Raw genomic sequence first — 25,163 nt, 5'->3', positions numbered from 1 at the left:
TCCCGAGCACCGCCCCGGGAGAGGCACTGCGGACGTAGCTCAGTTGGTAGAGCACCACCTTGCCAAGGTGGATGTCGCGAGTTCGAGTCTCGTCGTCCGCTCGATGGGGGCCCTGCGGCCCCCGCACTGGTGGAGTGGCCGAGAGGCGAGGCAACGGCCTGCAAAGCCGTCTACACGGGTTCAAATCCCGTCTCCACCTCGGACGATTAGCTCAGCGGGAGAGCGCTTCCCTGACACGGAAGAGGTCACTGGTTCAATCCCAGTATCGTCCACCGAGGGCCCCTCGGGGTCCTTGTTCCGCGCGATTAGCTCAGCGGGAGAGCGCTTCCCTGACACGGAAGAGGTCACTGGTTCAATCCCAGTATCGCGCACGCGGCACACCGCACTGCGGACGATTAGCTCAGCGGGAGAGCGCTTCCCTGACACGGAAGAGGTCACTGGTTCAATCCCAGTATCGCGCACGCGGCACACCGCACTGCGGACGATTAGCTCAGCGGGAGAGCGCTTCCCTGACACGGAAGAGGTCACTGGTTCAATCCCAGTATCGTCCACATCCCGAAGGGCCGGAGCCTGGTGCTCCGGCCCTTCGCCGTGCCCCGGACCGTCCTGCGGCCGGGAGGGGGGACCTGACGGTCAGGAGGAGAACAGCATCCGGCTGAAGCTCTTGTGGCGGCCGTGATGACCATGGTGGCCGTGGTGCGGGGTTCCCCAGGCGGGAGGGGCCGGGTAGGGCTGGGCGGCAGGTCCCGGCGGAGGCGGGGCGGGCTGCGACCACTGCGACTCGAGGCGGGTGAGCGCCTCCAGCTCCCCGTAGTCGAGGAAGACCCCCCGGCAGCCGCTGCACTGCTCGATCTGGACTCCGCTGCGGTTGTAGGTCTGCATGTGCGCTCGGCACTTGGGGCACTGCATCGCGTCTCGCCTCCGTGGCGGTAGGGGCCGTGTGACTGTGCGGACGCGCTGCGGGGGTGACTTGGATGCGTCCGCGCACCGGCAGGACCGGTGGGGCGGGCCGTCCGGGCGCACCAGCGTAGGGCCCGCGGGCTCCTCAGGACCCCGCTATGCGGGAACAGGCGTCGACCAGGGCCCGGTCGGTCTCGTCCGGCGCCCGCCCTTCGGCCTCGGCCCTGACCAGGGCACGGGCCGCCAGCTGGGCGGTCAGCGCCCGCGCGGGCGCGTCCAGCCGCGGCCAGGGGTCGGGGGGAGGGCCGTCCGCGCCGCCGGGGAGCGCGGTGCCGCCCGCGGCCCGGTAGGCGTCGAGGAGGCGGCCGAAGTCCGCGGGCGCCAGCAGCCCGGTGGCGCACCAGGCGGCGGGGCGGGCCAGGTCCCAGGCCGGGTCGCCCAGGCCCAGGTCGTCCACGTCGATGAGGCGCCAGGGGCCGTCGTGCGCCGGGTGCCGCACGAGTTGCCCCAGGTGGAGGTCGCCGTGGCAGAGGGCGTCCGCACGCGGCGGCGGGGCCTCGTCGCGCGTCCACGCGGGCAGACGGGCCCAGGCCGCCTCGACGGCCCGTACCGCGGCGGTGCGTCGGACGGTGCGGCGCAGCACTTCCAGAGCGCGGGCCGCCTTGGCCGGGCCGCGCATCGGCGGGAGCGGGCCGGGCAGCGCGACGGGCGGTACGGCGTGCAGGCGGGCGAGCAGCGCGCCGACCGCCTCCCAGGGGGCGGCCTCGGGCGCACCGGGGTCGACGGGGGTGCCGTAGGGCCACAGGCTCACCGGGCGGCCGTCGGGCAGGGTGTCCAGGAGTCGCCTCTCCGGCCCTCTCCCCGCTTCCCGGGCCCCGCTGCGCGGATCCGCGGCGACGGGCAGCGGCGCGAGCAGGACGCGGCTCAGCAGCGGGTGGGCGGCGACGCTCAGCCGGAGCGCGAGCCGGCCGGAGTCGCCGCCGGGGGCGTGTGCCTTGGCCACGACGCTCCCGCTGCGTACGACGGTGGCGTCGGCCCGCTCGGCCAGCACCACGGGGCGGGCGGCGCCGTCGGTGGTCGCGGCGTGGGCGGAGGCGGCCCGGTGCGCGAGATGCGCGGTGAGCGGTGCGTGCGCCACGGTGTCCCCGTCCGTTGCGGGCCCGCGGGCGCGGGCCGTGCGGCGGATCGTACGGCCCCGGACGGCGCGATGCCCGGGCAGTTCCCCGCCTGCCCGGGCCCCGCGCCGTCCGCCGTACCCCCGTCCCCACGGGGTTGGGTGACCGGATGTTCCGGGCTCGGGCCGCTCTCCCGAGCCCGGGGCCCTGTGTCAGAACCCCAGCAGTCCGGCCACGGACGACGCCTGTGTGATCACCGCTTCCACACCGCCGAAGACGACGGCCAGCAGCACGGCCAGCGGAAGGACCATGACGGCGGCCACCAGCGGGTGGCGGCGGCCGCCCGGCCGGGTGCCGAGGGCCGCGAGATCCGCCAGGCGCCCACGTGCCCGGGCCGCCGGGCGCTCTGCTGTGTGCGCCATGGTTCCGCTCCTGTCGTGATCCGGGGCGGCGGGCGTCTGGCCTCGGGGGACGAGTGCTGCACCCGCCGCTTGAGGACAACACTAGGAGCGAAGGGCGCCCCCGGGCGTCATGCCCGCGTACCGAACGGGGGCCTCCCGCAGGATGACTCCGGTCCGCCCCGGGTACTCCCCAGGGTGGAGAACCGCCCTCCCGGACCCGGGACTTCCCGGAGGGGAGACCCCGAGCGGACGAGCCGCACCGCCGGTCAGCGCCCCGGCTCCTGCGCGGCGTCCTCCCGCGGCACCGGGTGCTCGACCAGGGCCAGCACCCGGTTGGCCATGAAGCGCGCGGTGCGCACCACCGTGCCGCTGCGGGTGACCTCGCTCACCTCCACCACTCCCCTGCGCACCTGCGTCTCCACGCGCCGACCCGCACGCGTGGCCGCCATCTCATAGGTACGGGTGGTGTCTCCGGCGTCCACCACGATCTCCACCCAGTCGCCCTTCATCGTGCGATCCCCCTTCCGGGAATGCCTGCAGGACGCCTCCTGAGCAGGGCTTTCCCCACCCCTGACCGCCGCGCGCCCACTCCCTCAGTCTCCCACCGGGCACTGACAACCGGCACGGTCCGCATGCGCGGCCTGTCGGCGCGGAGGGGCCGCAGTCCGTAAGCTGTGGCACGTCAGAGGGACCGGGCAGTGCAGGGCCGCCCCAACGGGGCGGGACGGGCCTCCCGGCCGGAGGTAGGGGAAGGACATGGCGATGATGCGGCTCCGGCGCGAGGACCCGCGAGTCGTCGGCTCGTTCAGGCTCCACCGGCGGCTGGGCGCGGGCGGCATGGGCGTGGTGTACCTCGGCTCCGACCGGCGCGGGCAGCGGGTGGCGCTGAAGGTGATCCGGCCGGATCTCGCGGAGGACCCCGAGTTCCGCTCGCGCTTCGCGCGCGAGGTGTCGGCCGCCCGCCGGATCCGCGGCGGGTGCACGGCCCGGCTGGTGGCGGCGGACCTGGAAGCGGACCGCCCGTGGTTCGCCACGCAGTACGTGCCGGGTCCGTCGCTGCACGACAAGGTGAACGAGGAGGGCCCGCTGCCCGCCGCGCAGGTCGCCTCGATCGGTGCGGCGCTGGCCGAGGGGCTGGTGGCGGTGCACGAGGCCGGTGTGGTGCACCGGGATCTGAAGCCGTCGAACATCCTGCTGTCGCCCAAGGGTCCGCGCATCATCGACTTCGGCATCGCCTGGGCGACCGGCGCCAGCACCCTCACGCACGTCGGCACGGCGGTGGGCTCCCCGGGCTTCCTGGCGCCCGAGCAGGTACGGGGGGCGGCGGTGACCCCGGCGACGGACGTGTTCTCGCTGGGCGCGACGCTGGCGTACGCGGCGACCGCGGACTCGCCCTTCGGGCAGGGCAGTTCGGAGGTGATGCTGTACCGGGTGGTGCACGAGGAGCCCCAGCTGCACGGTGTGCACGCGGCGTTGGCGCCACTGGTGAGGGCGTGTCTGGCGAAGGATCCGGAGGACCGGCCGAGCACACTGCAACTGTCGCTGCGGCTGCGGGAGATCGCCGCCCGGGAGGCACGCGGGCTGCCGGAGGGCGCCGCCACGGGGGCGGCCGTACGTCCGGTGCGGCCGACCGGGAAGCGGGCCGAGCAGTACCTGCGGCAGCGCACCTCGCGCGACGGCGACCGCCCCTCGGGCGGCCGCGGCTCCCAGGGGGCTCCCGGTCGCACGGGCCTCGCCGGACGGGACGGGGCGGTCACGTCCCGGGGCCCGGTACCGCGCACACCGCCCCGGAATAGCGCCCGGCCGTCCGCCGGAGGGCGGGCGGGCGGCACCGCGGGAGGATCCTCGGCCCGGCGTCCGGTGCGCACCGCGGGCGGCACCCGGCCGGGTGCGCGGCGGCCGGCCGACCCCCGTCTGCTGCGCCAGCGCCTGGTGGTGTTCGTGACGGTGACGCTGCTGGTCGCACTCGGGATCGCGACGGCGCAGGGCTGTCAGGGGCCGGCCCGGGGGCTGGGGCCTTCCGCGGATCCGGCCGTCGGCGCCGCGGACGCGGGCGTGGCCGGGGCGGTGTCCGGGGCCGGGCGGCCGGACTCCGCCGACTCGGCCGGGCGCCCCGCCCGTTGACGCCCCCTCACCCCGGCGCCTACAGCGCGCCGAGCGCGGACAGGACGGTCAGGCACAGCGGAAGGGCCGCGGCGAAGGCGCCGCCGGCGTGCAGCACGGCCTCGGGGAAGGGGCTGCCCGCGGCGCCGGAGAGGATGCCCGCGACCAGGGCGACCAGGGTGGAGAACAACACGGCCACCAGGACCCACAGGGCTCTGACCACCGGGGGGTGTGAAACGGGCTGGGTGCTCATCGGTCGTCTTCCTTCCCTTCGGAAGGACGGCCGGACCGAGTTCGAACGGCCTCAACCCGACCATCCTCTGGATGGGGCAAAGTCGAGGTCTGCACCCCCAGTACAGACCTGCGTTTCATCGACGTGAGCGGGCCGGGGCGGCGGTCGGCCCGCCGTCGGCCGCGCCGACCGAGTACTGGCGCGCTCACTTTATCACGCAGTGTCACGAGATGCCCGCTTTGGCGGACAGGGGCGCCCGGACGGATTCACCCCGCGGCGGGGCCTGTCGCGTAGAAGGCCACGGCCGCGGCCGCGGCGACGTTGAGGGAGTCGACGCCCGCGCTCATGGGGATCCGCACGGTCACGTCGGCGGCCGCGACCGTGGACGGGCGCAGGCCGTCCCCCTCGGAGCCGAGGATCAGGGCGAGCCTGGAGGGCCGGCGGGCCGCGAACTCGCCGAGGTCGACCGCGTCCTCGTCCAGGGCGAGCGCCGCCGTGACGTATCCCGCCTCCCTCAGCACCCCGACGTCCTCCGGCCAGGACTCCAGCCTGGTCCACGGCACCTGGAGGACCGCGCCCATGGAGACCTTGACCGAGCGCCGGTAGAGGGGGTCGGCGCAGTCCGGGGAGAGCAGTACCGCGTCCATGCCCAGCGCCGCGGCACTGCGGAACAGGGCGCCGACGTTGGTGTGGTCGTTCACCGCCTCCAGCACCGCCACCCGGCGCGCGTGCGCCAGCAGGTCCGCCGGGCTCGGGAGGGGCTTGCGGCGCATCGAGGCCAGGGCCCCGCGGTGCACGTGGTAGCCCGTCACCCGCTCGGCCACCTCCGGGCCGACGCTGTAGACGGGCACCCGGACCGAGGCGATCACGTCGCGCATCGCCTCGGCCCACTTGGGCGTCAGCAGCATCGACCGCATCTCGTAGCCGGCCGCGAGGGCTCGCCGGATGACCTTCTCGCCCTCGGCGATGAACAGGCCCTCCGCCGGTTCGCGCACACGCCTCAGCCGGACGTCGGTCAGGCCGGTGTAGTCGCCCAGGCGCGGATCTCCGGGGTCCTCGACGGTGATCGGGCCCCGGGCCGCCCCGGTCGCGCCTTCCGCCACGGCGGTCTCCTCGTCCTCTCCCCCGGTCCCTCCGGTCCCCCCGGCCCCCGGCGCCGTCACCGGCCGGTCTCGGCCCGGTTCACGCCGACCACCTCGCCGACGACGATCACCGCGGGCGGGCGTACGCCCTCCTTCTCGACCGTGCGCGCCGCGGTCGCCAGCGTGGCGTCCACCCGGCGCTGGCCGGCCATGGTGCCCTCCTGGACCAGGGCGACGGGCGTGTCCGGGGCCCGTCCGTGCTCGATGAGGGCCTCGGCGATGGCGCCGACGCGCTCCACCGCCATCAGCATCACCAGGGTGCCGCGCAGCTTCGCCAGGGCCGCCCAGTCCACCAGCGAACGCGGATCACCGGGAGCGACATGGCCGCTGACGACGGTGAACTCATGGGCCACCCCGCGGTGCGTGACCGGGATGCCCGCGGCGCCGGGCACACTGATGGAGCTGGAGATGCCGGGCACCACGGTGACCGGGATCCCGGCCTCGGCGAGCGCCTGCGCCTCCTCCATGCCGCGGCCGAAGACATAGGGGTCCCCGCCCTTGAGGCGCACGACGAACCTCCCGGCCCTGGCGTGCTCCACGAGCGCGGCGTTGATGGCCTCCTGGGCCATCGCCCGGCCGTAGGGGATCTTGGCCGCGTCGATCACCTCGACGTGCGGAGGCAGTTCGTCCAGCAGGTCGCGCGGGCCGAGCCGGTCGGCGATCACCACGTCCGCCTCGGCCAGCAGCCGGCGGCCGCGCACGGTGATCAGGTCCGGGTCGCCCGGGCCCCCGCCGACCAGGGCGACGCCCGCCCTGCGGGCGCGGTGCCGGGGGGCGGTCAGGGTGCCGTCGCGCAGGCCCTCGACCACGGCGTCGCGCACGGCTGCCGAGCGGCGCGGATCGCGTCCGGTGAGGACGGCGACGGTGACGCCCTCGCTGCGTCCGGTGGCCGGGGTCCAGGCGGTGGCGGCGTCGGCGTCGTCGCTGCGGACGCACCACACCCGGCGCTCCTCGGCCTCGGCGGAGGCGGCCGCGTTGGCCTCGGCGTCGTCGGTGGCGACGACCGCGTACCAGGCGCCGTCCAGATCGCCCGGACGGTAGGCGCGGCGCTCCCAGCGCAGCTCGCCCGCCTCGGCCATGGCCTCCACCGAGGGGGTGGCCGAGGGCGCGATCAGCAGGACGTCGGCGCCCGCGGCCAGCAGCGCGGGCAGCCGCCGCTGGGCGACGGTCCCGCCGCCGAGGACGACCACACGGCGCCCGGTCAGACGCAGGCCCACGGGGTAGGCGGGGTGCGCGGAGTGCTCGGACATGGCGGTGCGGCTCCTTGGAGGATCGCGGGCCGCTGCGGCGGTGGAGCGGCGGGAACGGGACTGGCTGCGGAGGGCAGCGGGTGCGGGCAGCGTACGACGCGGCGGCCCGGACACGCTGTGCCGCAGGTCACCGGAAGGGCTCGGGCCCTCCCGGCGGCCTGCGGGGAGTACGGCGGCGGGGCGCGTCAGTTCTTCTCGGTGACGCCCGCCGAGTCGAAGGTGGCGACCTCGTGCATGGCCCGGGCCGCGCTCTGCACCACGGGCAGGGCCAGCAGCGCGCCCGTCCCCTCGCCGAGCCTCAGGTCGAGGTCGATCAGGGGGCGCAGCCCCAGCTTGGCCAGTGCCGCGACATGGCCGGGCTCCGCGCTGCGGTGACCGGCGATGCAGGCCGCCAGCGCCTCGGGCGCGATGGCCCGCGCGACCAGGGCCGCCGCCCCCGCGCTCACTCCGTCAAGGACGACGGGGGTGCGCAGCGAGGCGCCGCCGAGGATCAGCCCGGTCAGCGCGGCGTGCTCCAGCCCGCCGACCGCCGCCAGGACGCCGAGGGGGTCGGAGGCGTCGGGCCGGTGCAGCTCCAGGGCGCGGCGCACCACCTCGACCTTGTGGGCGTGCATCTCGTCGCTGACACCGGTGCCGCGGCCGGTGACCTCGGCCGGGTCGGCGCCGGTGAAGACGGAGATCAGCGCGGCGGAGACGGTGGTGTTGGCGATGCCCATCTCACCGGTCAGCAGCGCCTTGTTGCCCGCCGCCACCAGGTCGCGGGCGGTCTCGATGCCCACCTCGACCGCGCGCAGCACCTCCTCGCGGGTGAGCGCGGGCCCGGTGGTGAAGTCCGCCGTGCCGGGCCGCACCTTGCGCGGCAGCAGACCGGGCGCGGACGGCAGGTCCGCCGCCACGCCCACGTCCACCACGCACACCTCGGCGCCGACCTGGCCGGCGAAGGCGTTGCAGACCGCGCCGCCGGCCAGGAAGTTGGCCACCATCTGCGCCGTGACCTCCTGCGGCCAGGCGGTGACGCCCTGGGCGTGCACCCCGTGGTCCCCGGCGAAGACGGCGACGGCCGCGGGCTCGGGGATCGGCGGGGGGCACTGCCGGGCCAGACCGCTGAGCTGCGCGGAGATGATCTCCAGCATGCCGAGCGCGCCGGACGGCTTGGTCATCCGCTTCTGGCGCTCCCACGCCTCGCCGAGCGCCTTGGCGTCCAGCGGGCGGATGCCCGCCAGGGTCTCGGTGAGCAGGTCGTGCGGCTCCTCCGCGCCGGGCAGGACCCGGCGGCCGTAGGACTCCTCGTGGACGACCCAGGACAGCGGGCGGCGCCTGGACCAGCCCGCCTGCACCAGCTCGGGCTCGTCCGGGAAGGCGTCCACGTACCCGATGCACAGGTAGGCGACGACCTCCAGGTGCTCGGGCAGGCCGAGGACCCGGACCATCTCGCGCTCGTCGAAGAAGCTGACCCAGCCCACGCCCAGGCCCTCGGCACGGGCCGCGAGCCAGAGGTTCTCCACCGCCAGGGCCGAGGAGTAGGGCGCCATCTTCGGCTGGGTGTGGCGGCCGAGGGTGTGGCGGCCGCCGCGGGTGGGGTCGGCGGTGACGACGATGTTGACCGGGGTGTCGAGGATCGCCTCGACCTTCAGCTCCCTGAACTGCTTGGCACGGGCCCGGGGCAGCGAACGGGCGTACGCGTCGCGCTGGCGCATGGCCAGCTCGTGCATCGTCCTGCGGGTCTCCTCGGAGCGGATGAGGACGAAGTCCCAGGGCTGGGAGTGGCCGACGCTGGGGGCGGTGTGGGCCGCCTCCAGAACGCGCAGCAGCACGTCGTCGGGGATCGGGTCGGAGCGGAAGCCGTTGCGGATGTCGCGCCGCTCGCGCATGAGGCGGTGCAGCGTCTCGCGTTCGGCCTCGTCGTACCCCGGGGCGGCGGGAGCGGGAGCGACGCCGGTTTCGGCACCGGCTTCGGCACCGCCGGCCTCCGCAGCACCGTCGGTTTCCGCAGCACCGTCGGTTTCCGCAGCACCGTCGGTTTCCGCAGTGCCGGCCGGCTCCGGCGTCCCGGGCTCGGGCGCCTGCTCGGCGGCGGGCGGCTGTCCGTCGTCCCGACGGGGGGCCTCGGCGGTGACCGCCACGGCCTCCATCACCTGCGGTCCGGCGCCGGGCACCGCCGCCACGGCGAGCTGCTGCTCGGGGGCGGGGGCGGGGGCCTGTTCGTCGCCGGTCCCGGCCCGCTCCGGAGCGGGGGCCCCGGCCGCGGGCTCGGAGGGCACGGGCTCGGACGGCGCCTGGACCGGCGCGGTTTCGGCCGCGGTGGGTTCGGGGGCTGGAGCCTGGGCCACCGCCTCGGAACCGGGTTCCGCGGGGGCGGGCTCCGCAAGGGCCGCCTCGGCCCCGACCTCGGGCTCGGGCTCGGGCTCGGGCTCGGCAGAAGCGTCCGCCGGGACCTCCTCCGTGACGGACTCCCCGGTGCCTTCCGGGTTCTCCGGGGGCTCCGGCGCCTCGGGCCCGGGTACCTGCTCGGCGACGGGCCGGGACTGCTGCCCCGGTTCCGCGGCCCGCGGCTCTTCGGCGGTCTGCGGTGCGGGGCCGGCCACGGCGGTCCCGGGTGCGGAGGGCTCGGCGGCGGGCGGCTCGGCGGCAGGGGCCTCGACCGCCTCCGCCGCCGACTCTGCCGCGGGCTCCGACTCCGGAGCGGGCTCGGGTGCGGGCTCGGGCTCGGGTGCGGGAGCCTCCTGTGCCGGTGCCGGCACGGGCTCCTGAGGGTGCGGCTCCGCTGCCTCCGCCTCGGGCGCGAACTCCGGAGCGGGTGCCTGGACCTGCGCGGCGGGCACCTCACCGGCGTCCGGGAGGGGAGGCATCGCGGCCAGGTCCGGGCCGGGCAGCGGCTCGGTCGGCCATCCGGCCGCCGGCTGCACGGGAGCGGGCGCCGGTTCCGCCACCTGTTCCGGTGCCGGGGGCTGCGGCGCCCAGGCGCCCGGCTGCACCGGGTCCGACGGAAGCGTGCCGGGCTGCTGCGGTCCGGGCTGCGCGGCGGGGGCGGGCGCGGTCGTCCCGGGCGCCTGCGGGGAGAGCGCCTCCGGGGACGGGGCGGCCTGCGCCGCGGGCTCCTCGTGGGCGACGTCGAAGTACTCGGGCCCCGTGGTCGGCGGTCCCGGCTGCCGTACGGGCATGCCCTGCGGGGGCGTGGGCGCCGGAGCCGCCGGGGAGCTGCTGCGGTCGGCGAGCGTGCGCACCACACCGGACTGCTCGGGCACGGGCGGCCCCAGGTGCAGCGGCCGGGGAGGCGTCGCGGCGGTGTGGGGCGCCTGCCCGCGGGCCGTCTGCGCGGGCGGCGCCGGGTACTGCCCGTATCCGTCCGACCCGCGCGGGCCGGGCACGGGGGCGGACGCGTGCGCCTGGGACTGGGCGGACGCCGCCGCCTCGCCCCATCCCTGGGAGCCGGGCAGCAGCAGGTCGTCCTCGTAGCCCGACCCCACACCTTCGACCGGGCCCGCGAAGGTGTACGTGCCGGGTGCCGGTGTACCCGGCTGCTCCGGCTGTCCGCCTGCGTTCTCCGGCTGTCCCTCGCCCGGGACCCGGCCGGTGTCAGTCATGCGTACCCCTCGCCCATCGGTAGTGCTCCTTCCAGCCCCAGCGGGCGCCCGCCGTGCCCCCGCCTGAACCATCCGGACATCGACAGACAAAGCGTCAACCCCGGCTGGCGGCACAACGGTCCATCAGCCTACCCGCCGCCGCACCCCGCGGGAGGCGGGGGGTGGACGACTGGCCCCGGTTGGTCCGGTTCGTCTCGGGCGAGATCACATCCGGCTGCCGGACAGCAGGAAGACGACCGCGCGTTCGCGTTCCGTCCATTCCCGGGTGTCCAGTTCGAGGGACTGGATCAGGGCGCACTCCACGGCGTACCCGCCGTCCGCGAGCACCCGCCCGACGGCCTCGGCCTCGTCGCGCGTGGAGGCGTGTGTGACGATCCTCTCGGGTCTGCGGTCGGCGCAGGCGGCGACCGTACGCACCCCTCCCCCGCCGACGCGCACCACGTCGGGTTCGGGCAGCGCCTCCAGCGCCAGGGGCGCGATGCCGTGCACGACCTGGAGTTGGACGCCGAAGCGCCGTGCGGCGGCGGACATCCGCGCGCAGGCCGCCGCGTCGCGCTCGACCGCGAGGACCGCGGCGCCGAAGCGGGCGGCCTCCACGGCGACGGCTCCGCTGCCCGCGCCGATGTCCCACAGCAGGTCACCGGGTCTGGGGCCGAGCCGGGCGAGCTGGGCGGCGCGCAACTGCGCGGAGTCCGCGGTCCCGGCGGGGGCCGCCGCCCGGGTGTCCTGCCCGGCGTACTCGGCGGCCGGCAGGGCCCAGCCCCGGACAGCGGGCGGGTAGTTCGGATCGCGTCCGGCCAGCCATCCGCCCCGGTCCGCCGCGCCGGGCCCGGCAGCGGCGGCCGAACCGCCCACCACGATCACGACGTTGGGGTCGCGCCAGACGTGGTCGGCGACCTTGTCGGAGGTCAGTACGGTGACCCGCTCGCGGTCGGTGCCCAGGGCCTCGCAGATGAAGAAGGTGCGGTGCACCCCCTCCAGCAGCAGGGCCAGTTCGGCGGGCCCGGCACCGGGCGAGGTGAGGACGGCGACCTTGGTGTGGGCGCGGCAGACGTTGACGGCGCGGCGCAGGGTGCGGCCGTGGGCGACGACGATCTGCGCGTCGTCCCAGGGCATCCCCGCGCGGGCGAAGGCCGCGGCGACGGAGGAGACGGCCGGTACGACCTCGACCTCCAGGCCGTACTCGGGTGCGCGCAGGGTGCGGACGACGCCGAAGAAGCCGGGGTCGCCGTCGGCGAGCACCACCGCGGTGCCGCGGTGCCCGGCGATGCGGCGGGCGGCCAGCGCCACGCTGCCCAGCCGGATGCGTTCGGCACCGGGCGGGACCTCCGGGAGGGCCAGGTGATGGGCGGCGCCGGCGACGAGGGTGGCGGCTCCGAGGGCGGCGCGGGCGGCCTCTGTCAGCGGCGAGCCGTCCCACCCGATCACGGTGACACGGTCGGCCATCGTCGGCTCTCTCCTGGCGCGTCGCGGGGCGGGGGCGGAAGGCGGTGCGGGAACGTGTGCGGTGCGCGGTGTTGCGGTGTCGACAGGACGGTGGGGCTGCAGGGCGGTGGGGCGGTGGGATCGCCGCAGTGAGGTTACCGCGCCCGGCGCGGGGAGCCGGCCGGGGCTTCGCGGCTCGGGCCGCACGGCTCGGGCTCCCGGGCCGTCAGCGCCAGTCGGGGTAGGCGGAGTAGCTCCCGGCCTCGGGGTAGGCGGAGTACCCGCCGGCGCCGGCCGCCTCGCCCGGCCCGTCCTCCAGGTCCTCCGGCAGCAGGCTCCACACGATCAGGTCGGTGCGGATGTCGGTCCAGCTCCCGTCCTCGGTGCGGGTCCGGGCTATCCAGGCGTTGCGCAGCACTCCCTCGCTGACGCAGCCGACCTTCTGGGCGACCTGCTGCGAGGCGGTGTTGTCGGCCGGGGTGCGGATCTCCAGCCGCTCGAACTTCCGGTCCTGGAACAGCCACTGGACGGCGGCGAGCAGCGACTCGGCGGCATACCCCTCGCCGCGTGCCCAGGGGGCGATCACGTACGCGGCCTCGACGGACAGCACCCGCCAGTCGGCCTTGCGCAGATGGACGGTGCCGACCAGGCGCTGGGTGAGGAACTCGACGACGGCGAAGACGATGCCGCGTCCCTCGGTCCGCTCCGCGGGCGCCCCCCGGGCGATCCACTCCCGGGCGTGGTCCTCGGTGTAGGGGACGGGCGCGGAGGTCCAGGCGGTGACCAGTTCGTCGTTCATCATCTCGGTGAACGCGGGGGCGTCCTCGGTCTCGAGGGGACGCAGCACGAGCCGTTCCGTGCTGATCGAGATCTCCGGGAAGATGGATGTCATGCGCCGCTCCAGCCTGACGGGGTCGAGTGCACAGCATGCAGCATCGTCCCGGCGGCGTGCAGCGCGGGCCCCGGCCCCCCGCCGGGGCCCGGCTCACCGCCGTACCGGTGTCAGGAGGCGTCGGCCGCGGCCACCACCGAGCCCCGGTACTTGCGCTCGATGAAGTCGGCGACCTCCTCGGAGGCCAGCAGGTCGGCCAGCTTCCTCACCCGCGGGTCGTCCTCGCCGCCCTCCTTGACGACCAGGAGGTTGACGTAGGGGTTGCCCTCGGCCTCCTCCAGGGCCAGGGCGTCCTCGGAGGGCTCCAGACCGGCCTCGATGGCGTAGTTGCCGTTGATGACGGCGGCGTCCACGTCGTCGAGGGATCGGGGCAGCGCGGCGGCCTCCAGCTCCTTGAACTCCAGGCCCTTGGCGTCGGCGATGTCGGAGAGGGTGGCGTCCTGCCCGGCGCCGTCCTTGAGCTCGATCAGGCCATGGTCGTCCAGGAGCTTGAGGGCGCGGCCCTCGTTGGTGGTGTCGTTGGGCACCGCGACGGTGTCGCCGGCGCCGAGCTCGGAGGCCTTCTTCAGGGTGGAGGAGTAGAGGCCCAGCGGTTCCAGGTGGACGCCCGTCACCGGCACCAGGTGGGTGCCCTGCTTGGCGTTGACGTCGTCCAGGTAGGGCTTGTGCTGGAAGTAGTTGGCGTCGACCTCGCCGTTCTCGGTGGCGGTGTTGGGGAGCACGTAGTCGGTGAACTCCCTGATCTCCAGCTTCAGTCCGGCCTTCTCGGCCAGGTTCTCCTTGACGAAGCCGAGGATGTCGGCGTGCGGGGTCGGGGAGGCCGCGACGGTCAGCGGCGCGTCGGCGTCCCCCGAGCCGCCGGAGGCGGCGGGGTCGGAGTCGGTGCCGCAGGCGGCCAGTGAGAGGGCCAGCGCGGCGGTGGCCGCGGCGGCGGTGGCCCTGGTGCGGGCGGACTTGGCGATGGCGGACTTGGTGATGGTGCGCACGAAGAGTGCCTCTTTCCGTTCTGCGTTCTCCGGGGCTCCGGGGGATGCCGGGCTCCGGTCGGTGCCGGACAAGGGGTCCGGCTTCCATGTGGGGGGTGGTCGGGGGGTGGTTCAGGTGGTGCGCTCGCGGCGGGAGAGCAGGCGCACCGCGCCGTCGCCCAGGAGCTGCACGGCGGTGACGAGGGCGAGCAGCACGACGACGGTGGCGAGCATGAAGCCGGTCTCGAAGCGCTGGTAGCCGTAGGTGATGGCCTTGCTGCCCAGGCCTTCGGCGCCCACCGCGCCGGCCATCGCGGAGTAGCCGACGAGGGTGATGACGGTGGTGGTCAGACCGGCCACGAGGGAGGGCAGGGCCTGCGGCAGCAGCGCCTTGAAGACGACCGTGCCGGTGCCGCCGCCCATGGACAGGACGGCCTCGACCAGTCCGTGGTCCACCTCGCGCACGGCCGTCTCCACCAGGCGGGCGAAGAAGGGGATGGCGCCGATGGACAGCGGCACCACGGCGGCCGTCGGGCCGATGGAGGTGCCGACGACCAGGCGGGTGAAGGGGATCAGGGCGACGACGAGGATGATGAAGGGCAGGGAGCGCCCGACGTTGACCACGACGCCGACGGCCTTGTTGACCGTCCTGTTCGCCAGCAGCCCGCCGCGGTCGGTGAGCACCAGCAGCACGCCCAGCGGGAGGCCGCCCAGGACGGTGACGAGGGTGGACCAGCCGACCATGTAGAGGGTGTCGACGGTGCCCTGGAGCAGGATGGGCTGCATCTCCGGCCAGGTCATCGGGTCTTCTCCATGGTCTCGGGGGTCTCGGGGGCCCGGGGGGTCCCGGGATTCTCGGGGGTCCGGGGAGTCCCGGGGCTTCCGGAGGGCCTGACGGTCCCGGTCGCTCCGGGGAACTCGACGGTCAGTCCCCGCTCGCGCAGGAAGCCGATCGGCACGGCGTTGTCCTCGGGGGCTCCGGGCAGTTCGATCCGCATCCGGCCCACCTGGCGGCCGCCGATGGTGTCCATGGCTGCGCCCAGGATCGACACGTCGATGTCGTGGGTGCGCGAGAGCTGGGAGATCAGCGGCCGTCCGGTGCTCTCGCCGTGGAAGGTGACGTCCACGACGGTGCGCTCCCGGACCGGCCCCGCCCCGGTCTCCGCCTCCCCGGCCGGGGGCTTCCCCCCGAGGGGGAACAGCTCGCGGGCCAGCTCCGAGCCGGGGGTGGCAAGCAGCCCCGAGACGGTGCCGGACTCCGCGACCTTCCCGTCCCGCATCAGCGCGGCCGAGTCGCAGACGGCCTTGACGACGTCCATCTCGTGCGTGATGAGCAGGACGGTCAGGCCGAGCTGCCGGTTGAGGTCGCGCAGCAGGGCCAGGACGGAGCGGGTGGTCTCCGGGTCGAGCGCGGAGGTCGCCTCGTCCGACAGCAGCACCTTGGGGTCGCCCGCCAGTGCCCGGGCGATGCCGACGCGCTGCTTCTGGCCGCCGGAGAGCTGTGCGGGCCAGGAGCGGGCGTGGTCGGCGAGGCCGACCAGGCCCAGCAGTTCCCGGGCCTTGCGGGCGCGCTCGCGGCCGGGGACGCCGAGGATCTCCAGCGGCAGTTCGACGTTGCCCTGGACGGTCCGGGAGGACAGCAGGTTGAAGTGCTGGAAGACCATGCCGATGCGGCTGCGGGCCCGGCGCAGCTCGGCGCCGGCCCGCGGTCCGCGCCCGGCCAGGGCGGTGAGGTCCTGTCCGTCGACGACGACCGTGCCGGAGGTGGGGCGCTCCAGCAGGTTGACGCAGCGGATGAGGGAGGACTTCCCCGCTCCGCTGCGGCCGACGACGCCGAAGACCTCGCCCTCGCGGACGTGGAGGTCGACGCCGTCGAGCGCGGTCACGTCGCGGCCTCGGGAACGGTAGACCTTGGTGAGTCCCGTGGTGGTGATCACTGGGTGTCCATCACTGTCGAGTGCGCGGCGCGGGGGTACGGCGCCGGGCACGGATGTTCCTGACGAAAAGGGTGGGAACCCGCTGTCCGGAGATCACGCCTCGGGCGGGCGGACGACGGGCGAGCGCGGGGCCGAGCGCATCCGGCGCCCTCCGGGCGGACTGCCGGGAGGCGGAAGGCTCAGGTCTCGCTTCGGGGCGCGAGGCGGCTCGGACGGGGGCCCTCAGCGGTCACACATTCGACACATACGACGAGCACCGGGCGTCATCGTCGCCTCGGTCGCACGGATGCGGTAGCTCGTCGCGGTCATGCGGAAGAGTAAAGCAGACTCCTGGTCTCTACACGTAAAAAACGGACGCCCCTGTCCGGATAGTGGACGGCCGGCGGTGTGCGGCGCCCGGCGCGCCCACCTGCGGAAAGAGCCGTCGCACCCGCCGCCACCTGCGCGGAAGCCGTTCGCGGACCATCCGGTGAACAGCCCGGCATGTGGTCAAGGCCACGGTCGGCAGGGGCCCGGGAAAGATTCGGAGGGACTTCGGGAGGGGTCGTTTCGTCCGCGATGACGGGCTCGAATACAGTGCCGACATGCTCACCCCGCTGACGGTCGCGGTCGCCGTGGCCGCGCTCGCCCTGGCCGCCTGGTGCGGCTTCGCGGCCTACCGGGACCAGCCGACCAAGGACTGGCACTTCGCCGGCATGGCCGTGGTGACCGCGCTCGCCCTGGTGCAGCTGGTGGTCGGCGTCGTGCAGCTGGCGCGCGGCGAGAAGCCGGACGGCGGCACGGTGGTCTTCGTCTCCTACCTGCTGGGCGTTGCGGCCTGCGTGCCGGCGGTCGGCTTCATGTCCCTGGCCGAACGCACCCGCTGGGGTTCGGCGACGGTCGCCGCGGGCGCGGTGGTGATGGCCGTGCTCCAGGTGCGGCTGTACGACGTGTGGGGAGGCGGGCATGGCTGAGCCCTCGGGCCCTCCGGCGCCCTCGGGTCTGAACCGCGGGCCGGGCAGGCTGCTGGTCACGCTGTACGCGGTCTTCGCGGTCGGCGCGACCTCCCGCTCGGTCTACCAGCTCTCCACGCGCTTCCACGAGGCGCCGCTGGCGTACGTCCTCTCGGCGGTGGCCGCGGCGGTGTACGTGGTGATCACCGTCGCCCTGGTGCGCGGCGGCAGGGGCGCCCGCCGGGTGGCGCTGGTGTGCTGCGCCGCCGAGCTGGCCGGGGTGCTGACGGTCGGCACCTGGACGGTGCTGGATCCGGCCGCCTTCCCCGACGCGACCGTCTGGTCGAACTACGGCCTGGGGTATCTGCTGCTCCCGCTGGTCCTGCCGGTGATCGGCCTGCTGTGGCTGCGCCGCTCGCCCGCCGGGGCCAAAGCGGTCTGACCGCGGAAGCGGTACGGGCGGCGCGGCGCTCCTCCCCGGCTCGGCGGCCCCGGTACGCGCTCGGGCCGCCCCGGCGGGTGTCGCCGGGGCGGCCCGAGCGCGTACGGGACGCGTACCGGGCGCCGGTCAGGCGCTGGCGGCGTACGTCCGGGAGACCTCCCCGCCCGCCGGAGACGGCCGCGGCGCCTTCTCCAGGGTCACCATGCTCAGCCTGGAGGAGACCTGTTCGGTGGCCACCGGGGTGTAGCCGAGCCTGCGGTAGAGGCGGATGCTGCCCTCGCTGCGGTGGCCGGTGGACAGCCGGTAGCGCCGGGCGGACCGCTCCCGCGCCAGGCGCTCCTCGACCGCGGACAGCAGCCTCCTGCCGAGCCCGTGGCGCTGCATGCGGGGGTGGACGATCAGTTTGCCGATCACGGCCGTGCCGTCGTCCTCGACACGGCCGCGTACCGAGCCGACGACCTCCTCGCCGAGCCGGGCCACGAGCACGCAGCCGCGGGCCAGTTCGGCGCGGAGGTCGTCGAGGGTCTGGGTGAGCGGCTCGATGCCGTAGTCGCCGTAGAGCGCGGCCTCGGACTGGTAGCACAGGTACTGCAGTTTGAGGATCTGCTCGACGTCTTCGTCCGTCGCCGCAGAGATGGTCACGCTCATTCCCATGTGCGCACGTCTCCCCATGTCTCGTCGCGTCCGGGCGCGCATGCGGAACGAGGGTCGCGCGCCCGAACTGTCTGCCCTGATGACGCCGGTGGTTCACCGCACCCTTCCCCTGGTTCGGGGGGCGCAACCTCCGCCGGGAGCATTCTGCGCAGGCAATCGATGCAATGGGAACGAATCGGTCCGGGACCGCCCTGTGAGATTCCCAACTCCCGGGCGGCTTCCCCGCGGGCGGGGTCCGGTGGGCAGGTCCTCCTGTACCGCGGCCGCCGTGGCGTTCGGGGGCGGAAACGGATGCGCGGACCGCGTGTGCGCCACCCGCAAGGGTGACCACCGCGGTCCGCGCCGCCCTCGGGGCCGCCGGGCCGGTCCGGCCGGCCGTCAGCCCCGGCGGAAGTCCCGGCGGAAGTCCTCGGCGGCCAGCAGGGCGGTGTCCGGCTGGTCGGCGAAGATGCCGTCGATGCCCGTCTCGAAGTACGCGCGCAGGGCGCCGAAGGCGTCCCCGTACGCGTCCGGGTCGGCGCCGCGGTGGAAGTCCGCGGGCAGGAAGCGGTTCTCGTTGCGCATGGTGTACGGGTGGAGCAGCAGCCCGCGGGCGTGGGCGTCGCGCACCAGGGTGGTGGGCTCGCCCAGCCGCCCGTCCGCCCGCCGGGGGATGACGAGGTCGAGCACCGGGCCGACGCCCTGGGCGAAGCCGGAGATCCACTCCAGCCCCTCGGGGGTGGCGAGGTCGGCCACGGTGCGCGGGTCGCCGGCCTGTTCGAAGTCCCAGGGACGGGAGTCGGCGGTCCACAGCAGCACCACGCGCGGGGTCCTCACCAGCCGGCTCATCCGCTCCATGCTGGTCGGCTCGAAGGACTGCAGGAACGTGGGGGAGTTCGCGCGGTCCCGCCCGTAGCGGCGCAGCAGCTTCGCCAGCCGCTCCTCCAGGCCCAGGCCCAGCGCGCGGAAGTAGCTGGGGTGCTTGGTCTCGACGTGGAGCCAGACCGGGCGTCCGCGCCGGCGGCCCTCGCGCTCGGCCCAGCGCAGCACCTCCTCGAAGGACGGGACCGTCCAGCGGCCGTCGTAGAGGGTGTTGTCGGGGCGGGTGCCGGGGATGCGCTCGGTGGCGCGCAGCGTCTTGAGTTCGGCGAGGGTGAAGTCCTCGGTGAACCAGCCGGTGATCTCGGCGCCGTCCACCGTCTTGGTGGTCCTGCGGCCGGCGAACTCCGGGTGGTCGGCCACGTCCGTGGTGCCGGTGATGTCGTTCTCGTGGCGGCAGACGAGATGACCGTCCCGGGTGGGCACGAGGTCCTGCTCGATGACGTCGGCGCCCATGTCGAGGGCGAGTTGGTAGGCCCCCAGGGTGTGCTCGGGCCGGTAGCCGCTGGCACCGCGGTGGGCGATGACGGCGGGTGCCGGCAGGGCCGTGCGCCCGCGGCCCGCGCCGCTCCCCTTCCCGCCGTCGGCCGCCGCCGCGGTGGCGGCCGGTCCCAGTGCCGCCGCGCCCGCGCCCAGCACCGCCGCGCCCAGCACGGTTCTGCGGTCCGGCCTCTGCGCCTGTCCCATGGGCTCTCCTCTCCCCTTCACACGCCTGTGACTGTCCCGCACCTGACAAGCAACGGAACCCGCGCATGGTAGGTGCGCGTCGCTTCACTGCGGGAGACCGCACACGAAACGTGGCGTGAACGGCTGACAAATCGCGCCATCACGGGGTATCCGTGGGACGAACCCGGCGCGCGCCCGCCGGTGACCGGCGAGTACCGTACTCACCTGCGCGGGTGCGCGCGCTGACCATCACGACCGGAGGGCACGTTGTCCCGTTTCCTGCTCATCAAGGCGCTGCTCGGCCCGCTCCTGCGCGTGCTGTTCCGTCCGCAGGTCGAGGGAGCGGAGCGGATCCCCGGCAGCGGCCCGGTGATCCTGGCCGGCAACCACCTGACCTTCATCGACTCGATGATCCTCCCGATCGTCGTCGACCGGCAGGTCTTCTTCATCGGCAAGGACGAGTACGTCACCGGAAAGAGCCTCAAGGGCCGTCTGATGGCGTGGTTCTTCACCGGCGTCGGCATGATCCCGGTGGACCGCGACGGCGGGCGCGGCGGCGTCGCGGCGCTGATGACCGGCCGCCGGGTGCTGGAGGAGGGCAACGTCTTCGGCATCTACCCGGAGGGCACCCGCTCCCCCGACGGCCGCCTGTACCGGGGCCGCACCGGCATCGCCAGGCTGACGCTGATGACCGGCGCGCCGGTCGTCCCGTTCGCGATGATCGGCACCGACCGCGTACAGCCGGGCGGCAGCGGACTGCCCCGGATCGGCCCGGGCCGCCGGATCACCGTCCGCTTCGGCGAGCCGCTGGACTTCTCGCGCTACGAGGGCATGGACCGCGACCGCTATGTGCTGCGGGCCGTGACCGACGAGGTGATGAGCCATGTGATGCGGCTGTCGGGCCAGGAGTACGTGGACATGTACGCCACCAAGGCGAAGGCGGCCTGAACCCCCGCCGGCGGTGCGCGGCGGCCCCTTCCCGAAAACGGCCCTCCCTCGAAGCGGCCGTTCGCCCCCGCGGGTGAACCGCGTCCCCTCGGCGCCTTCCGGTTCACCCCTTCCGGGGGCGTAGCGGAAGGCAGGGCGGTCCATGCTTCCCCAGGACGCCGACAGACCTGGAGGAACACGTGCCGCGCTCGCCGAGGAACCACCGCTGGACACTGCGCGGGGCCGTCCGCCTGCCCGGCGGCGCTCCGCGGGACGTCCGGCCGCGCGGCGCGGAGGGCACGGGGAAGAAGGGCACGGGAGCCGGGAACACGGGCGCCGAGGGCACGGACGCACAGGAGCGGCGGCTCACACCCGCCGAGGCGCTGCGGCTGCTGCGCGAGGGGAACGCCCGCCGGGCCGGGAGGGGCGCGAGGGGCGCGAGGAGGGGAGGCGGCGGGTGCTCCGCCGCCCGGCGCCCCGTCGCCGCCGTTCTGGCCTGTGTGGACTGCCCGGTGCCGCCGGAGACGCTGTTCGGCCAGGAGCCCGGGGCACTGCTGGTGATCCGCACCGCCGCACACACCCTGGACGCGACGGTCGAGGGCAGTGTCGAGTACGGGCCGGTGGAGCTGGGCGTGCCGCTGGTGGTCGTCCTGGGACACGAGCGCTGCGGGGCGGTGGCGGCGGCGCTCGAGTCGCGTACGGCCGGCACCCGGCCGCCGGCCCATCTGGCCGTGGCGGCCGCCCGGTTGGCGGCGGCCTGCCGGGACGGCTCGGAGGCTCCGGGCGACGCGGTGGAGAACACCGTCCGGGCGCAGCAGGACCGGGTCGTCGCGCACCTGCGCGACGACCCGGTCCTGCTGCCGCTGCTGCGGCGGGGCGAGTTGGAGGTGGTCGGAGCCCACTGCCGGGAGGAGACCGGCAATGTGGAGTTCCCCGCCGGTCCCTGACATGGGCCGGCGGGGGCCCGGCAGAGACCTGGCAGGGGCCTGGCGGCCGGTCAGCTCACAGCGCCGGGGCGGGGCTCCTCGGCCCACTCCCGCTGCCGGGCCAGGTCCTCCTTGACCTCGGCGAGCTGGACGGCGACGGCGGACGGCGCGGTGCCGCCCCGTCCGTCGCGGGAGGCCAGGGCGCCGGAGACGCTCAGCACGGTGCGGACCTCGGGGGTGAGGTGGGGCGAGATCCGCGCGAACTGCTCGTCGGTCAGCTCGTCCAGCTCGATCCCGGCGGCCTCGCAGACCTTGACGCACTCCCCCGCGATCTCGTGCGCGTCCCGGAACGGCACACCCCGCTTCACCAGCCACTCGGCGACATCGGTGGCCAGGGAGAAGCCGGCCGGGGCCAGCTCGGCCATCCGCTCGCGGTTGACGGTGAGGGTGGCCATCATCCCGGTGAACGCCGGGAGGAGGATCTCCAGCTGGTCGCAGGAGTCGAAGACCGGCTCCTTGTCCTCCTGCAGGTCGCGGTTGTACGCCAGCGGCAGCGCCTTGAGAGTGGCCAGCAGCCCGGTGAGGTTGCCGATGAGCCGGCCGGACTTGCCTCGCGCCAGCTCGGCGATGTCCGGGTTCTTCTTCTGCGGCATGATCGACGAGCCGGTGGAGAAGGCGTCGTGGAGGGTGACGAAGGAGAACTCCTTGGTGTTCCAGATGATCACCTCCTCCGCGATCCGGGAGAGGTCCACACCGATCATCGCGGTGATGAAGGCGAACTCGGCGACGAAGTCGCGCGATGCGGTGCCGTCGATGGAGTTGGCGGCCGAGCCGTGCTCGAAGCCGAGGTCGGCGGCGACGGCGCGGGGGTCCAGGCCGAGTGAGGAGCCCGCCAGCGCCCCCGACCCGTAGGGCGAGACGGCGGTGCGCGCGTCCCACTGCCGCAGCCGCTCGGCGTCCCGGGACAGCGCCTGGACGTGGGCGAGGACATGGTGGGCGAAGAGGACCGGCTGGGCGTGCTGGAGGTGGGTGCGGCCGGGCATCGCCACGTCCGGGTGCGCCTCGGCCAGGGAGACCAGGGCCTCGTTCAGATCGGCGAGCAGGCCGCCGATGATCCGGGCGTGGTCGCGCAGGTACATCCGGAACAGCGTGGCGACCTGGTCGTTGCGGGAGCGCCCGGCGCGCAGCTTGCCGCCGAGTTCCGGGCCGAGGCGCTCCAGCAGGCCGCGCTCGAGGGCGGTGTGCACGTCCTCGTCGGCGACGGTGCCGGTGAAGGTGCCGTCGGCGACGTCGGCCGCCAGGCGGTCGAGGCCGGCGAGCATCCTCTCCAGCTCGTCGGCGGTCAGCAGCCCGGCCCGGTGCAGCACCCGGGCGTGGGCGCGCGACCCGGCGATGTCGTAGGGGGCCAGCCGCCAGTCGAAGTGGACGGAGGCCGAGAGGGCGGCCAGCGCCTCGGCCGGTCCGTCGGCGAACCGGCCGCCCCACAGCCGTACGTCGCCGCCTGCGGCGGGGGGCGGGGTCTGGGGGGCGTTGGTCATCGGTGCTCCTCGTGCGCTTGCCGGTCGTGCTGGACGTGCCGGGCGTGCTGGGCCGTGTCGGACGGTGCGGGACGGTCTCGGACGGCGCCGGCCCGGCGGGACGGGAAGGCGCCCGCCTCCCCCGCCACGGGGCGGAGGAGGCGGGCGGTGTGCGGTGTGCGGCTGCCGCGGGGGCAGGTTACTGCGCGAGGTCCCGCTTGGCGGCGATCTTGCTGCTCATGCCGAAGATCTCGATGAAACCCCTGGACATCGACTGGTCGAAGGTGTCGCCGGTGTCGTAGGTGGCCAGGTTGAAGTCGTACAGCGACTTGTGGGAGCGCCGGCCGGTGACGGTGGCCCGGCCGCCGTGCAGGGTCATCCGGATGTCGCCGGACACATGCTCGTTGGCCTCCTCCACGAAGCCGTCCAGGGCGCGCTTGAGCGGGGAGAACCACAGGCCGTCGTAGACCAGCTCGCTCCACCGCTGCTCCACCTGCCGCTTGTAGCGGGCCAGTTCGCGCTCGACCGTGACGTTCTCCAGCTCCTGGTGGGCGGTGATCAGCGCGATGGCGCCCGGCGCCTCGTAGACCTCGCGGGACTTGATGCCCACCAGGCGGTCCTCGACCATGTCGATCCGGCCCACGCCCTGCGCCCCGGCCCGCTCGTTGAGCTGCTGGATGGCCTGCAGGACGGTGACGGGCCTGCCGTCGAGGGCCACGGGGACGCCCTTGTCGAAGGTGATGACCACCTCGTCGGCCTCGCGCGCGGTGGCCGGGTTCTGGGTGTAGTCGTAGACGTCCTCGATCGGCGCGTTCCAGATGTCCTCCAGGAAACCGGTCTCCACGGCCCGCCCGAAGACGTTCTGGTCGATGGAGTACGGCGACTTCTTGGTGGTGGCGATCGGCAGGCCCTTGTCCTCGGCGAAGGCGATGGCCTTGTCGCGCGTCATGGCGTAGTCCCGCACCGGCGCGATGCACTTCAGCTCGGGGGCCAGGGAGGAGATGCCCGCCTCGAACCGCACCTGGTCGTTGCCCTTGCCGGTGCAGCCGTGGGCGACGGTGGTGGCGCCGTGCTTCCTGGCGGCGGCCACCAGGTGCTTGACGATGGTCGGCCGGGAGAGGGCGGAGACCAGCGGGTAGCGGTCCATGTAGAGCGCGTTCGCCTTGATCGCGGGGAGGCAGTACTCCTCGGCGAACTCGTCCTTGGCGTCGGCGACCTCGGCCTCGACGGCACCGCAGGCGAGCGCGCGCTTGCGGATGACGTCCAGGTCCTCTCCGCCCTGGCCGACGTCGACGGCGACGGCGATGACCTCGGCGCCCGTCTCCTCGGCGATCCAGCCGATGCAGACGGAGGTGTCCAGGCCACCGGAGTAGGCGAGTACGACGCGCTCGGTCACGGGGGACTCCTTACGATGCATGCGGTGACTGGTATAAGTATGCACTCCTCCGCATGATTCGTCAAAGCGCACCTGGTGGCCGGAGAAAGAGCAGGTCAACGGCCTTCCGGTGATCCGCGGCACCTCGGCGGGCACGGCCGCGGGCTGCGCTCCACGTCCCCGGCGGCCGTGGGCGGCGTCAGCGTCCCCTCCCCTGCCGGCTGCCGCTCCCGCCGCGCCCGCCCCTGCCTCCGGCCATGTGCCCGGCCCGCGCCGTAATCACCGGGCACGTACGCCCTCGCGGCGGCATGATGCCAATGTGGGAAAGACATACGAACGCATCGACGGACGGCTGCGGGACTTCATAGAGGCCCAGCCCGTCTTCTTCACCGCCACCGCGCCGCTGTCCGGCGACGGCACCGTCAACCTCTCCCCCAAGGGGCTGAGGGGTTCCTTCGCCGTCCTGGACGAACGCACCGTCGCCTATCTCGACTTCGCCGGCTCCAACGCCGAGACCGTCGCCCATCTGCGGGAGAACGGCCGCATAACCCTGATGTGGTGCGCCTTCTCCGGCCCGCCGAACATCGTGCGCGTCCACGGCCGCGGGGAGCCCGTCTTCCGCGACGACCCGCGCTGGGGGGAGCTGGTCGGCCGCTTCCCCGGCATCGACCACTCCCGGCACGGCCTGCGCGCGATCATCGTGGTCACCGCCGAGCTGATCCGCGACACCTGCGGCTACGCCGTGCCGCTGATGACGTACGAGAGCGACCGCCCACTGCACCGCTCGCGCTTCGAGCGCGAGACGGACGAGTCGCTGGACGCGTACTTCCACAAGAAGGAGCACGTCGCCACCAGCATCGACGGCCTTCCGGGCCTGCCGCTCCCCCTGCCGCCCACCCCCTCCTGACCACCTGGCGGAA

Annotated in this window: 23 protein-coding genes and 6 tRNA genes; 12 read left to right on the top strand and 17 right to left on the bottom strand. The window is 74.5% G+C overall.

Going from position 1 to position 25,163, the window contains the following annotated elements:
• Nucleotides 1–28: 28 nt before the first annotated feature.
• The 6 genes from QPK52_RS22635 (at nt 29) to QPK52_RS22610 (ending at nt 551) form a co-directional block, all read left to right on the top strand.
• Nucleotides 29–101 (top strand) — tRNA-Gly (locus QPK52_RS22635).
• Between the two features lie 27 nt (nt 102–128).
• Nucleotides 129–199 (top strand) — tRNA-Cys (locus tag QPK52_RS22630).
• Between the two features lies 1 nt (nt 200).
• Nucleotides 201–272: transfer RNA gene (locus QPK52_RS22625), tRNA-Val, on the top strand.
• A 27-nt stretch (nt 273–299) separates the two neighbouring features.
• Nucleotides 300–371 (top strand) — tRNA-Val (locus QPK52_RS22620).
• A 16-nt stretch (nt 372–387) separates the two neighbouring features.
• Nucleotides 388–461 (top strand) — tRNA-Val (locus QPK52_RS22615).
• A gap of 18 nt (nt 462–479) precedes the next feature.
• Nucleotides 480–551: transfer RNA gene (locus tag QPK52_RS22610), tRNA-Val, on the top strand.
• Nucleotides 552–633: 82 nt separating this feature from the next.
• On the opposite strand, the gene QPK52_RS22605 is transcribed toward QPK52_RS22610, so the two are convergent.
• The 4 genes from QPK52_RS22605 to QPK52_RS22590 all read right to left on the bottom strand — a co-directional run bounded on the left by QPK52_RS22605 (nt 634) and on the right by QPK52_RS22590 (nt 2,925).
• Entirely contained in the window at nt 634–909 is a 276-nt protein-coding gene (locus QPK52_RS22605) for a zf-TFIIB domain-containing protein (RefSeq protein ID WP_410539280.1), read from the bottom strand.
• Nucleotides 910–1,045: 136 nt separating this feature from the next.
• Entirely contained in the window at nt 1,046–2,038 is a 993-nt protein-coding gene (locus tag QPK52_RS22600) for a phosphotransferase family protein (RefSeq protein ID WP_410539279.1), read from the bottom strand.
• Between the two features lie 189 nt (nt 2,039–2,227).
• Nucleotides 2,228–2,437: a hypothetical protein gene (locus QPK52_RS22595; RefSeq protein WP_410539278.1), complete on the bottom strand. Its 210-nt coding sequence runs from the start codon at nt 2,435–2,437 to the stop codon at nt 2,228–2,230.
• 245 nt (nt 2,438–2,682) lie between these two features.
• On the bottom strand, nt 2,683–2,925 hold the full coding sequence (locus tag QPK52_RS22590) for a hypothetical protein (RefSeq protein WP_093662468.1): 243 nt from the start codon (nt 2,923–2,925) through the stop codon (nt 2,683–2,685).
• A gap of 247 nt (nt 2,926–3,172) precedes the next feature.
• On the opposite strand from QPK52_RS22590, the gene QPK52_RS22585 reads away from it, so the two are divergent.
• Nucleotides 3,173–4,540 carry a serine/threonine-protein kinase gene (locus tag QPK52_RS22585; protein WP_410539277.1) on the top strand — a complete coding sequence of 456 codons (1,368 nt, stop codon included), beginning with the start codon at nt 3,173–3,175 and terminating at the stop codon, nt 4,538–4,540.
• Nucleotides 4,541–4,559: 19 nt separating this feature from the next.
• On the opposite strand, the gene QPK52_RS22580 is transcribed toward QPK52_RS22585, so the two are convergent.
• The 9 genes from QPK52_RS22580 to QPK52_RS22540 all read right to left on the bottom strand — a co-directional run bounded on the left by QPK52_RS22580 (nt 4,560) and on the right by QPK52_RS22540 (nt 15,946).
• Nucleotides 4,560–4,772, bottom strand: coding sequence for a hypothetical protein (locus tag QPK52_RS22580; RefSeq protein WP_093662464.1), 213 nt, complete (start codon nt 4,770–4,772; stop codon nt 4,560–4,562).
• A 245-nt stretch (nt 4,773–5,017) separates the two neighbouring features.
• On the bottom strand, nt 5,018–5,854 hold the full coding sequence (locus tag QPK52_RS22575) for a TrmH family RNA methyltransferase (RefSeq protein WP_410539276.1): 837 nt from the start codon (nt 5,852–5,854) through the stop codon (nt 5,018–5,020).
• Between the two features lie 56 nt (nt 5,855–5,910).
• Nucleotides 5,911–7,143, bottom strand: coding sequence for a uroporphyrinogen-III C-methyltransferase (gene cobA / locus QPK52_RS22570; RefSeq protein WP_410539275.1), 1,233 nt, complete (start codon nt 7,141–7,143; stop codon nt 5,911–5,913).
• A 185-nt stretch (nt 7,144–7,328) separates the two neighbouring features.
• Complete coding sequence (cobT, locus tag QPK52_RS22565) at nt 7,329–10,727, bottom strand: nicotinate-nucleotide--dimethylbenzimidazole phosphoribosyltransferase (RefSeq protein WP_410539274.1); 3,399 nt, start codon at nt 10,725–10,727, stop codon at nt 7,329–7,331.
• 204 nt (nt 10,728–10,931) lie between these two features.
• Nucleotides 10,932–12,173: a precorrin-6y C5,15-methyltransferase (decarboxylating) subunit CbiE gene (gene cbiE / locus QPK52_RS22560; RefSeq protein ID WP_410539273.1), complete on the bottom strand. Its 1,242-nt coding sequence runs from the start codon at nt 12,171–12,173 to the stop codon at nt 10,932–10,934.
• A gap of 205 nt (nt 12,174–12,378) precedes the next feature.
• Nucleotides 12,379–13,044, bottom strand: a complete 666-nt coding sequence (locus QPK52_RS22555; RefSeq protein ID WP_410539272.1) for a GNAT family N-acetyltransferase — start codon at nt 13,042–13,044, stop codon at nt 12,379–12,381.
• A gap of 110 nt (nt 13,045–13,154) precedes the next feature.
• On the bottom strand, nt 13,155–14,030 hold the full coding sequence (locus QPK52_RS22550; protein ID WP_410539271.1) for a MetQ/NlpA family ABC transporter substrate-binding protein: 876 nt from the start codon (nt 14,028–14,030) through the stop codon (nt 13,155–13,157).
• A 111-nt stretch (nt 14,031–14,141) separates the two neighbouring features.
• Nucleotides 14,142–14,810 carry a methionine ABC transporter permease gene (locus tag QPK52_RS22545; RefSeq protein WP_410539270.1) on the bottom strand — a complete coding sequence of 223 codons (669 nt, stop codon included), beginning with the start codon at nt 14,808–14,810 and terminating at the stop codon, nt 14,142–14,144.
• Nucleotides 14,807–15,946, bottom strand: coding sequence for a methionine ABC transporter ATP-binding protein (locus tag QPK52_RS22540; RefSeq protein WP_410539269.1), 1,140 nt, complete (start codon nt 15,944–15,946; stop codon nt 14,807–14,809). Before QPK52_RS22540 ends, QPK52_RS22545 begins: the two co-directional genes overlap by 4 nt.
• A gap of 584 nt (nt 15,947–16,530) precedes the next feature.
• On the opposite strand from QPK52_RS22540, the gene QPK52_RS22535 reads away from it, so the two are divergent.
• Together QPK52_RS22535 and QPK52_RS22530 are read left to right on the top strand one after the other, a co-directional pair.
• Nucleotides 16,531–16,899, top strand: a complete 369-nt coding sequence (locus QPK52_RS22535) for a hypothetical protein (RefSeq protein WP_093850905.1) — start codon at nt 16,531–16,533, stop codon at nt 16,897–16,899.
• Entirely contained in the window at nt 16,892–17,320 is a 429-nt protein-coding gene (locus QPK52_RS22530; protein WP_410539268.1) for a hypothetical protein, read from the top strand. The genes QPK52_RS22535 and QPK52_RS22530 overlap by 8 nt, the downstream gene beginning before the upstream one ends.
• A 126-nt stretch (nt 17,321–17,446) precedes the next feature.
• On the opposite strand, the gene QPK52_RS22525 is transcribed toward QPK52_RS22530, so the two are convergent.
• Together QPK52_RS22525 and QPK52_RS22520 are read right to left on the bottom strand one after the other, a co-directional pair.
• Nucleotides 17,447–17,974: a GNAT family N-acetyltransferase gene (locus QPK52_RS22525; protein WP_410539267.1), complete on the bottom strand. Its 528-nt coding sequence runs from the start codon at nt 17,972–17,974 to the stop codon at nt 17,447–17,449.
• A 378-nt stretch (nt 17,975–18,352) separates the two neighbouring features.
• Entirely contained in the window at nt 18,353–19,519 is a 1,167-nt protein-coding gene (locus QPK52_RS22520) for a glycerophosphodiester phosphodiesterase (RefSeq protein ID WP_410539266.1), read from the bottom strand.
• 246 nt (nt 19,520–19,765) lie between these two features.
• On the opposite strand from QPK52_RS22520, the gene QPK52_RS22515 reads away from it, so the two are divergent.
• Complete coding sequence (locus QPK52_RS22515; RefSeq protein WP_410539265.1) at nt 19,766–20,446, top strand: lysophospholipid acyltransferase family protein; 681 nt, start codon at nt 19,766–19,768, stop codon at nt 20,444–20,446.
• Nucleotides 20,447–20,625: 179 nt separating this feature from the next.
• Nucleotides 20,626–21,372 carry a carbonic anhydrase gene (locus QPK52_RS22510; RefSeq protein WP_410539263.1) on the top strand — a complete coding sequence of 249 codons (747 nt, stop codon included), beginning with the start codon at nt 20,626–20,628 and terminating at the stop codon, nt 21,370–21,372.
• A gap of 50 nt (nt 21,373–21,422) precedes the next feature.
• Here the strand turns inward: QPK52_RS22510 and argH are convergent, their stop codons facing one another.
• Complete coding sequence (gene argH, locus QPK52_RS22505; protein ID WP_410539262.1) at nt 21,423–22,889, bottom strand: argininosuccinate lyase; 1,467 nt, start codon at nt 22,887–22,889, stop codon at nt 21,423–21,425.
• A gap of 178 nt (nt 22,890–23,067) precedes the next feature.
• Nucleotides 23,068–24,264: an argininosuccinate synthase gene (locus tag QPK52_RS22500; protein ID WP_410539261.1), complete on the bottom strand. Its 1,197-nt coding sequence runs from the start codon at nt 24,262–24,264 to the stop codon at nt 23,068–23,070.
• 298 nt (nt 24,265–24,562) lie between these two features.
• Here QPK52_RS22500 and QPK52_RS22495 point away from each other — a divergent pair, with 298 nt between their 5' ends.
• Nucleotides 24,563–25,150 (top strand): pyridoxamine 5'-phosphate oxidase family protein, encoded by a 588-nt coding sequence (locus QPK52_RS22495; RefSeq protein WP_410539260.1) that lies wholly within the window; start codon nt 24,563–24,565, stop codon nt 25,148–25,150.
• Nucleotides 25,151–25,163: the final 13 nt, after the last annotated feature.

Origin of the sequence: Streptomyces sp. KL2 (assembly GCF_046529545.1) — a bacterium.
In the GTDB taxonomy this organism is placed as follows: domain Bacteria; phylum Actinomycetota; class Actinomycetes; order Streptomycetales; family Streptomycetaceae; genus Streptomyces; species Streptomyces radiopugnans.
Note: the sequence above shows the minus strand (reverse complement) of the source record. Positions and strands in the feature narration are given on the sequence as shown.

Excerpts from the sequence above, each read along its gene's own strand:
- QPK52_RS22605 (WP_410539280.1), bottom strand. The coding sequence starts at position 909 with ATGCAGTGCCCCAAGTGCCGAGCGCACATGCAGACCTACAACCGCAGC.
- QPK52_RS22595 (WP_410539278.1), bottom strand. The coding sequence starts at position 2,437 with ATGGCGCACACAGCAGAGCGCCCGGCGGCCCGGGCACGTGGGCGCCTG.
- QPK52_RS22590 (WP_093662468.1), bottom strand. The coding sequence starts at position 2,925 with ATGAAGGGCGACTGGGTGGAGATCGTGGTGGACGCCGGAGACACCACC.
- QPK52_RS22585 (WP_410539277.1), top strand. The coding sequence starts at position 3,173 with ATGGCGATGATGCGGCTCCGGCGCGAGGACCCGCGAGTCGTCGGCTCG.
- QPK52_RS22580 (WP_093662464.1), bottom strand. The coding sequence starts at position 4,772 with ATGAGCACCCAGCCCGTTTCACACCCCCCGGTGGTCAGAGCCCTGTGG.
- cobA (WP_410539275.1), bottom strand. The coding sequence starts at position 7,143 with ATGTCCGAGCACTCCGCGCACCCCGCCTACCCCGTGGGCCTGCGTCTG.
- cobT (WP_410539274.1), bottom strand. The coding sequence starts at position 10,727 with ATGACTGACACCGGCCGGGTCCCGGGCGAGGGACAGCCGGAGAACGCA.
- cbiE (WP_410539273.1), bottom strand. The coding sequence starts at position 12,173 with ATGGCCGACCGTGTCACCGTGATCGGGTGGGACGGCTCGCCGCTGACA.
- QPK52_RS22555 (WP_410539272.1), bottom strand. The coding sequence starts at position 13,044 with ATGACATCCATCTTCCCGGAGATCTCGATCAGCACGGAACGGCTCGTG.
- QPK52_RS22545 (WP_410539270.1), bottom strand. The coding sequence starts at position 14,810 with ATGACCTGGCCGGAGATGCAGCCCATCCTGCTCCAGGGCACCGTCGAC.
- QPK52_RS22535 (WP_093850905.1), top strand. The coding sequence starts at position 16,531 with ATGCTCACCCCGCTGACGGTCGCGGTCGCCGTGGCCGCGCTCGCCCTG.
- QPK52_RS22530 (WP_410539268.1), top strand. The coding sequence starts at position 16,892 with ATGGCTGAGCCCTCGGGCCCTCCGGCGCCCTCGGGTCTGAACCGCGGG.
- QPK52_RS22525 (WP_410539267.1), bottom strand. The coding sequence starts at position 17,974 with ATGGGAATGAGCGTGACCATCTCTGCGGCGACGGACGAAGACGTCGAG.
- QPK52_RS22520 (WP_410539266.1), bottom strand. The coding sequence starts at position 19,519 with ATGGGACAGGCGCAGAGGCCGGACCGCAGAACCGTGCTGGGCGCGGCG.
- argH (WP_410539262.1), bottom strand. The coding sequence starts at position 22,889 with ATGACCAACGCCCCCCAGACCCCGCCCCCCGCCGCAGGCGGCGACGTA.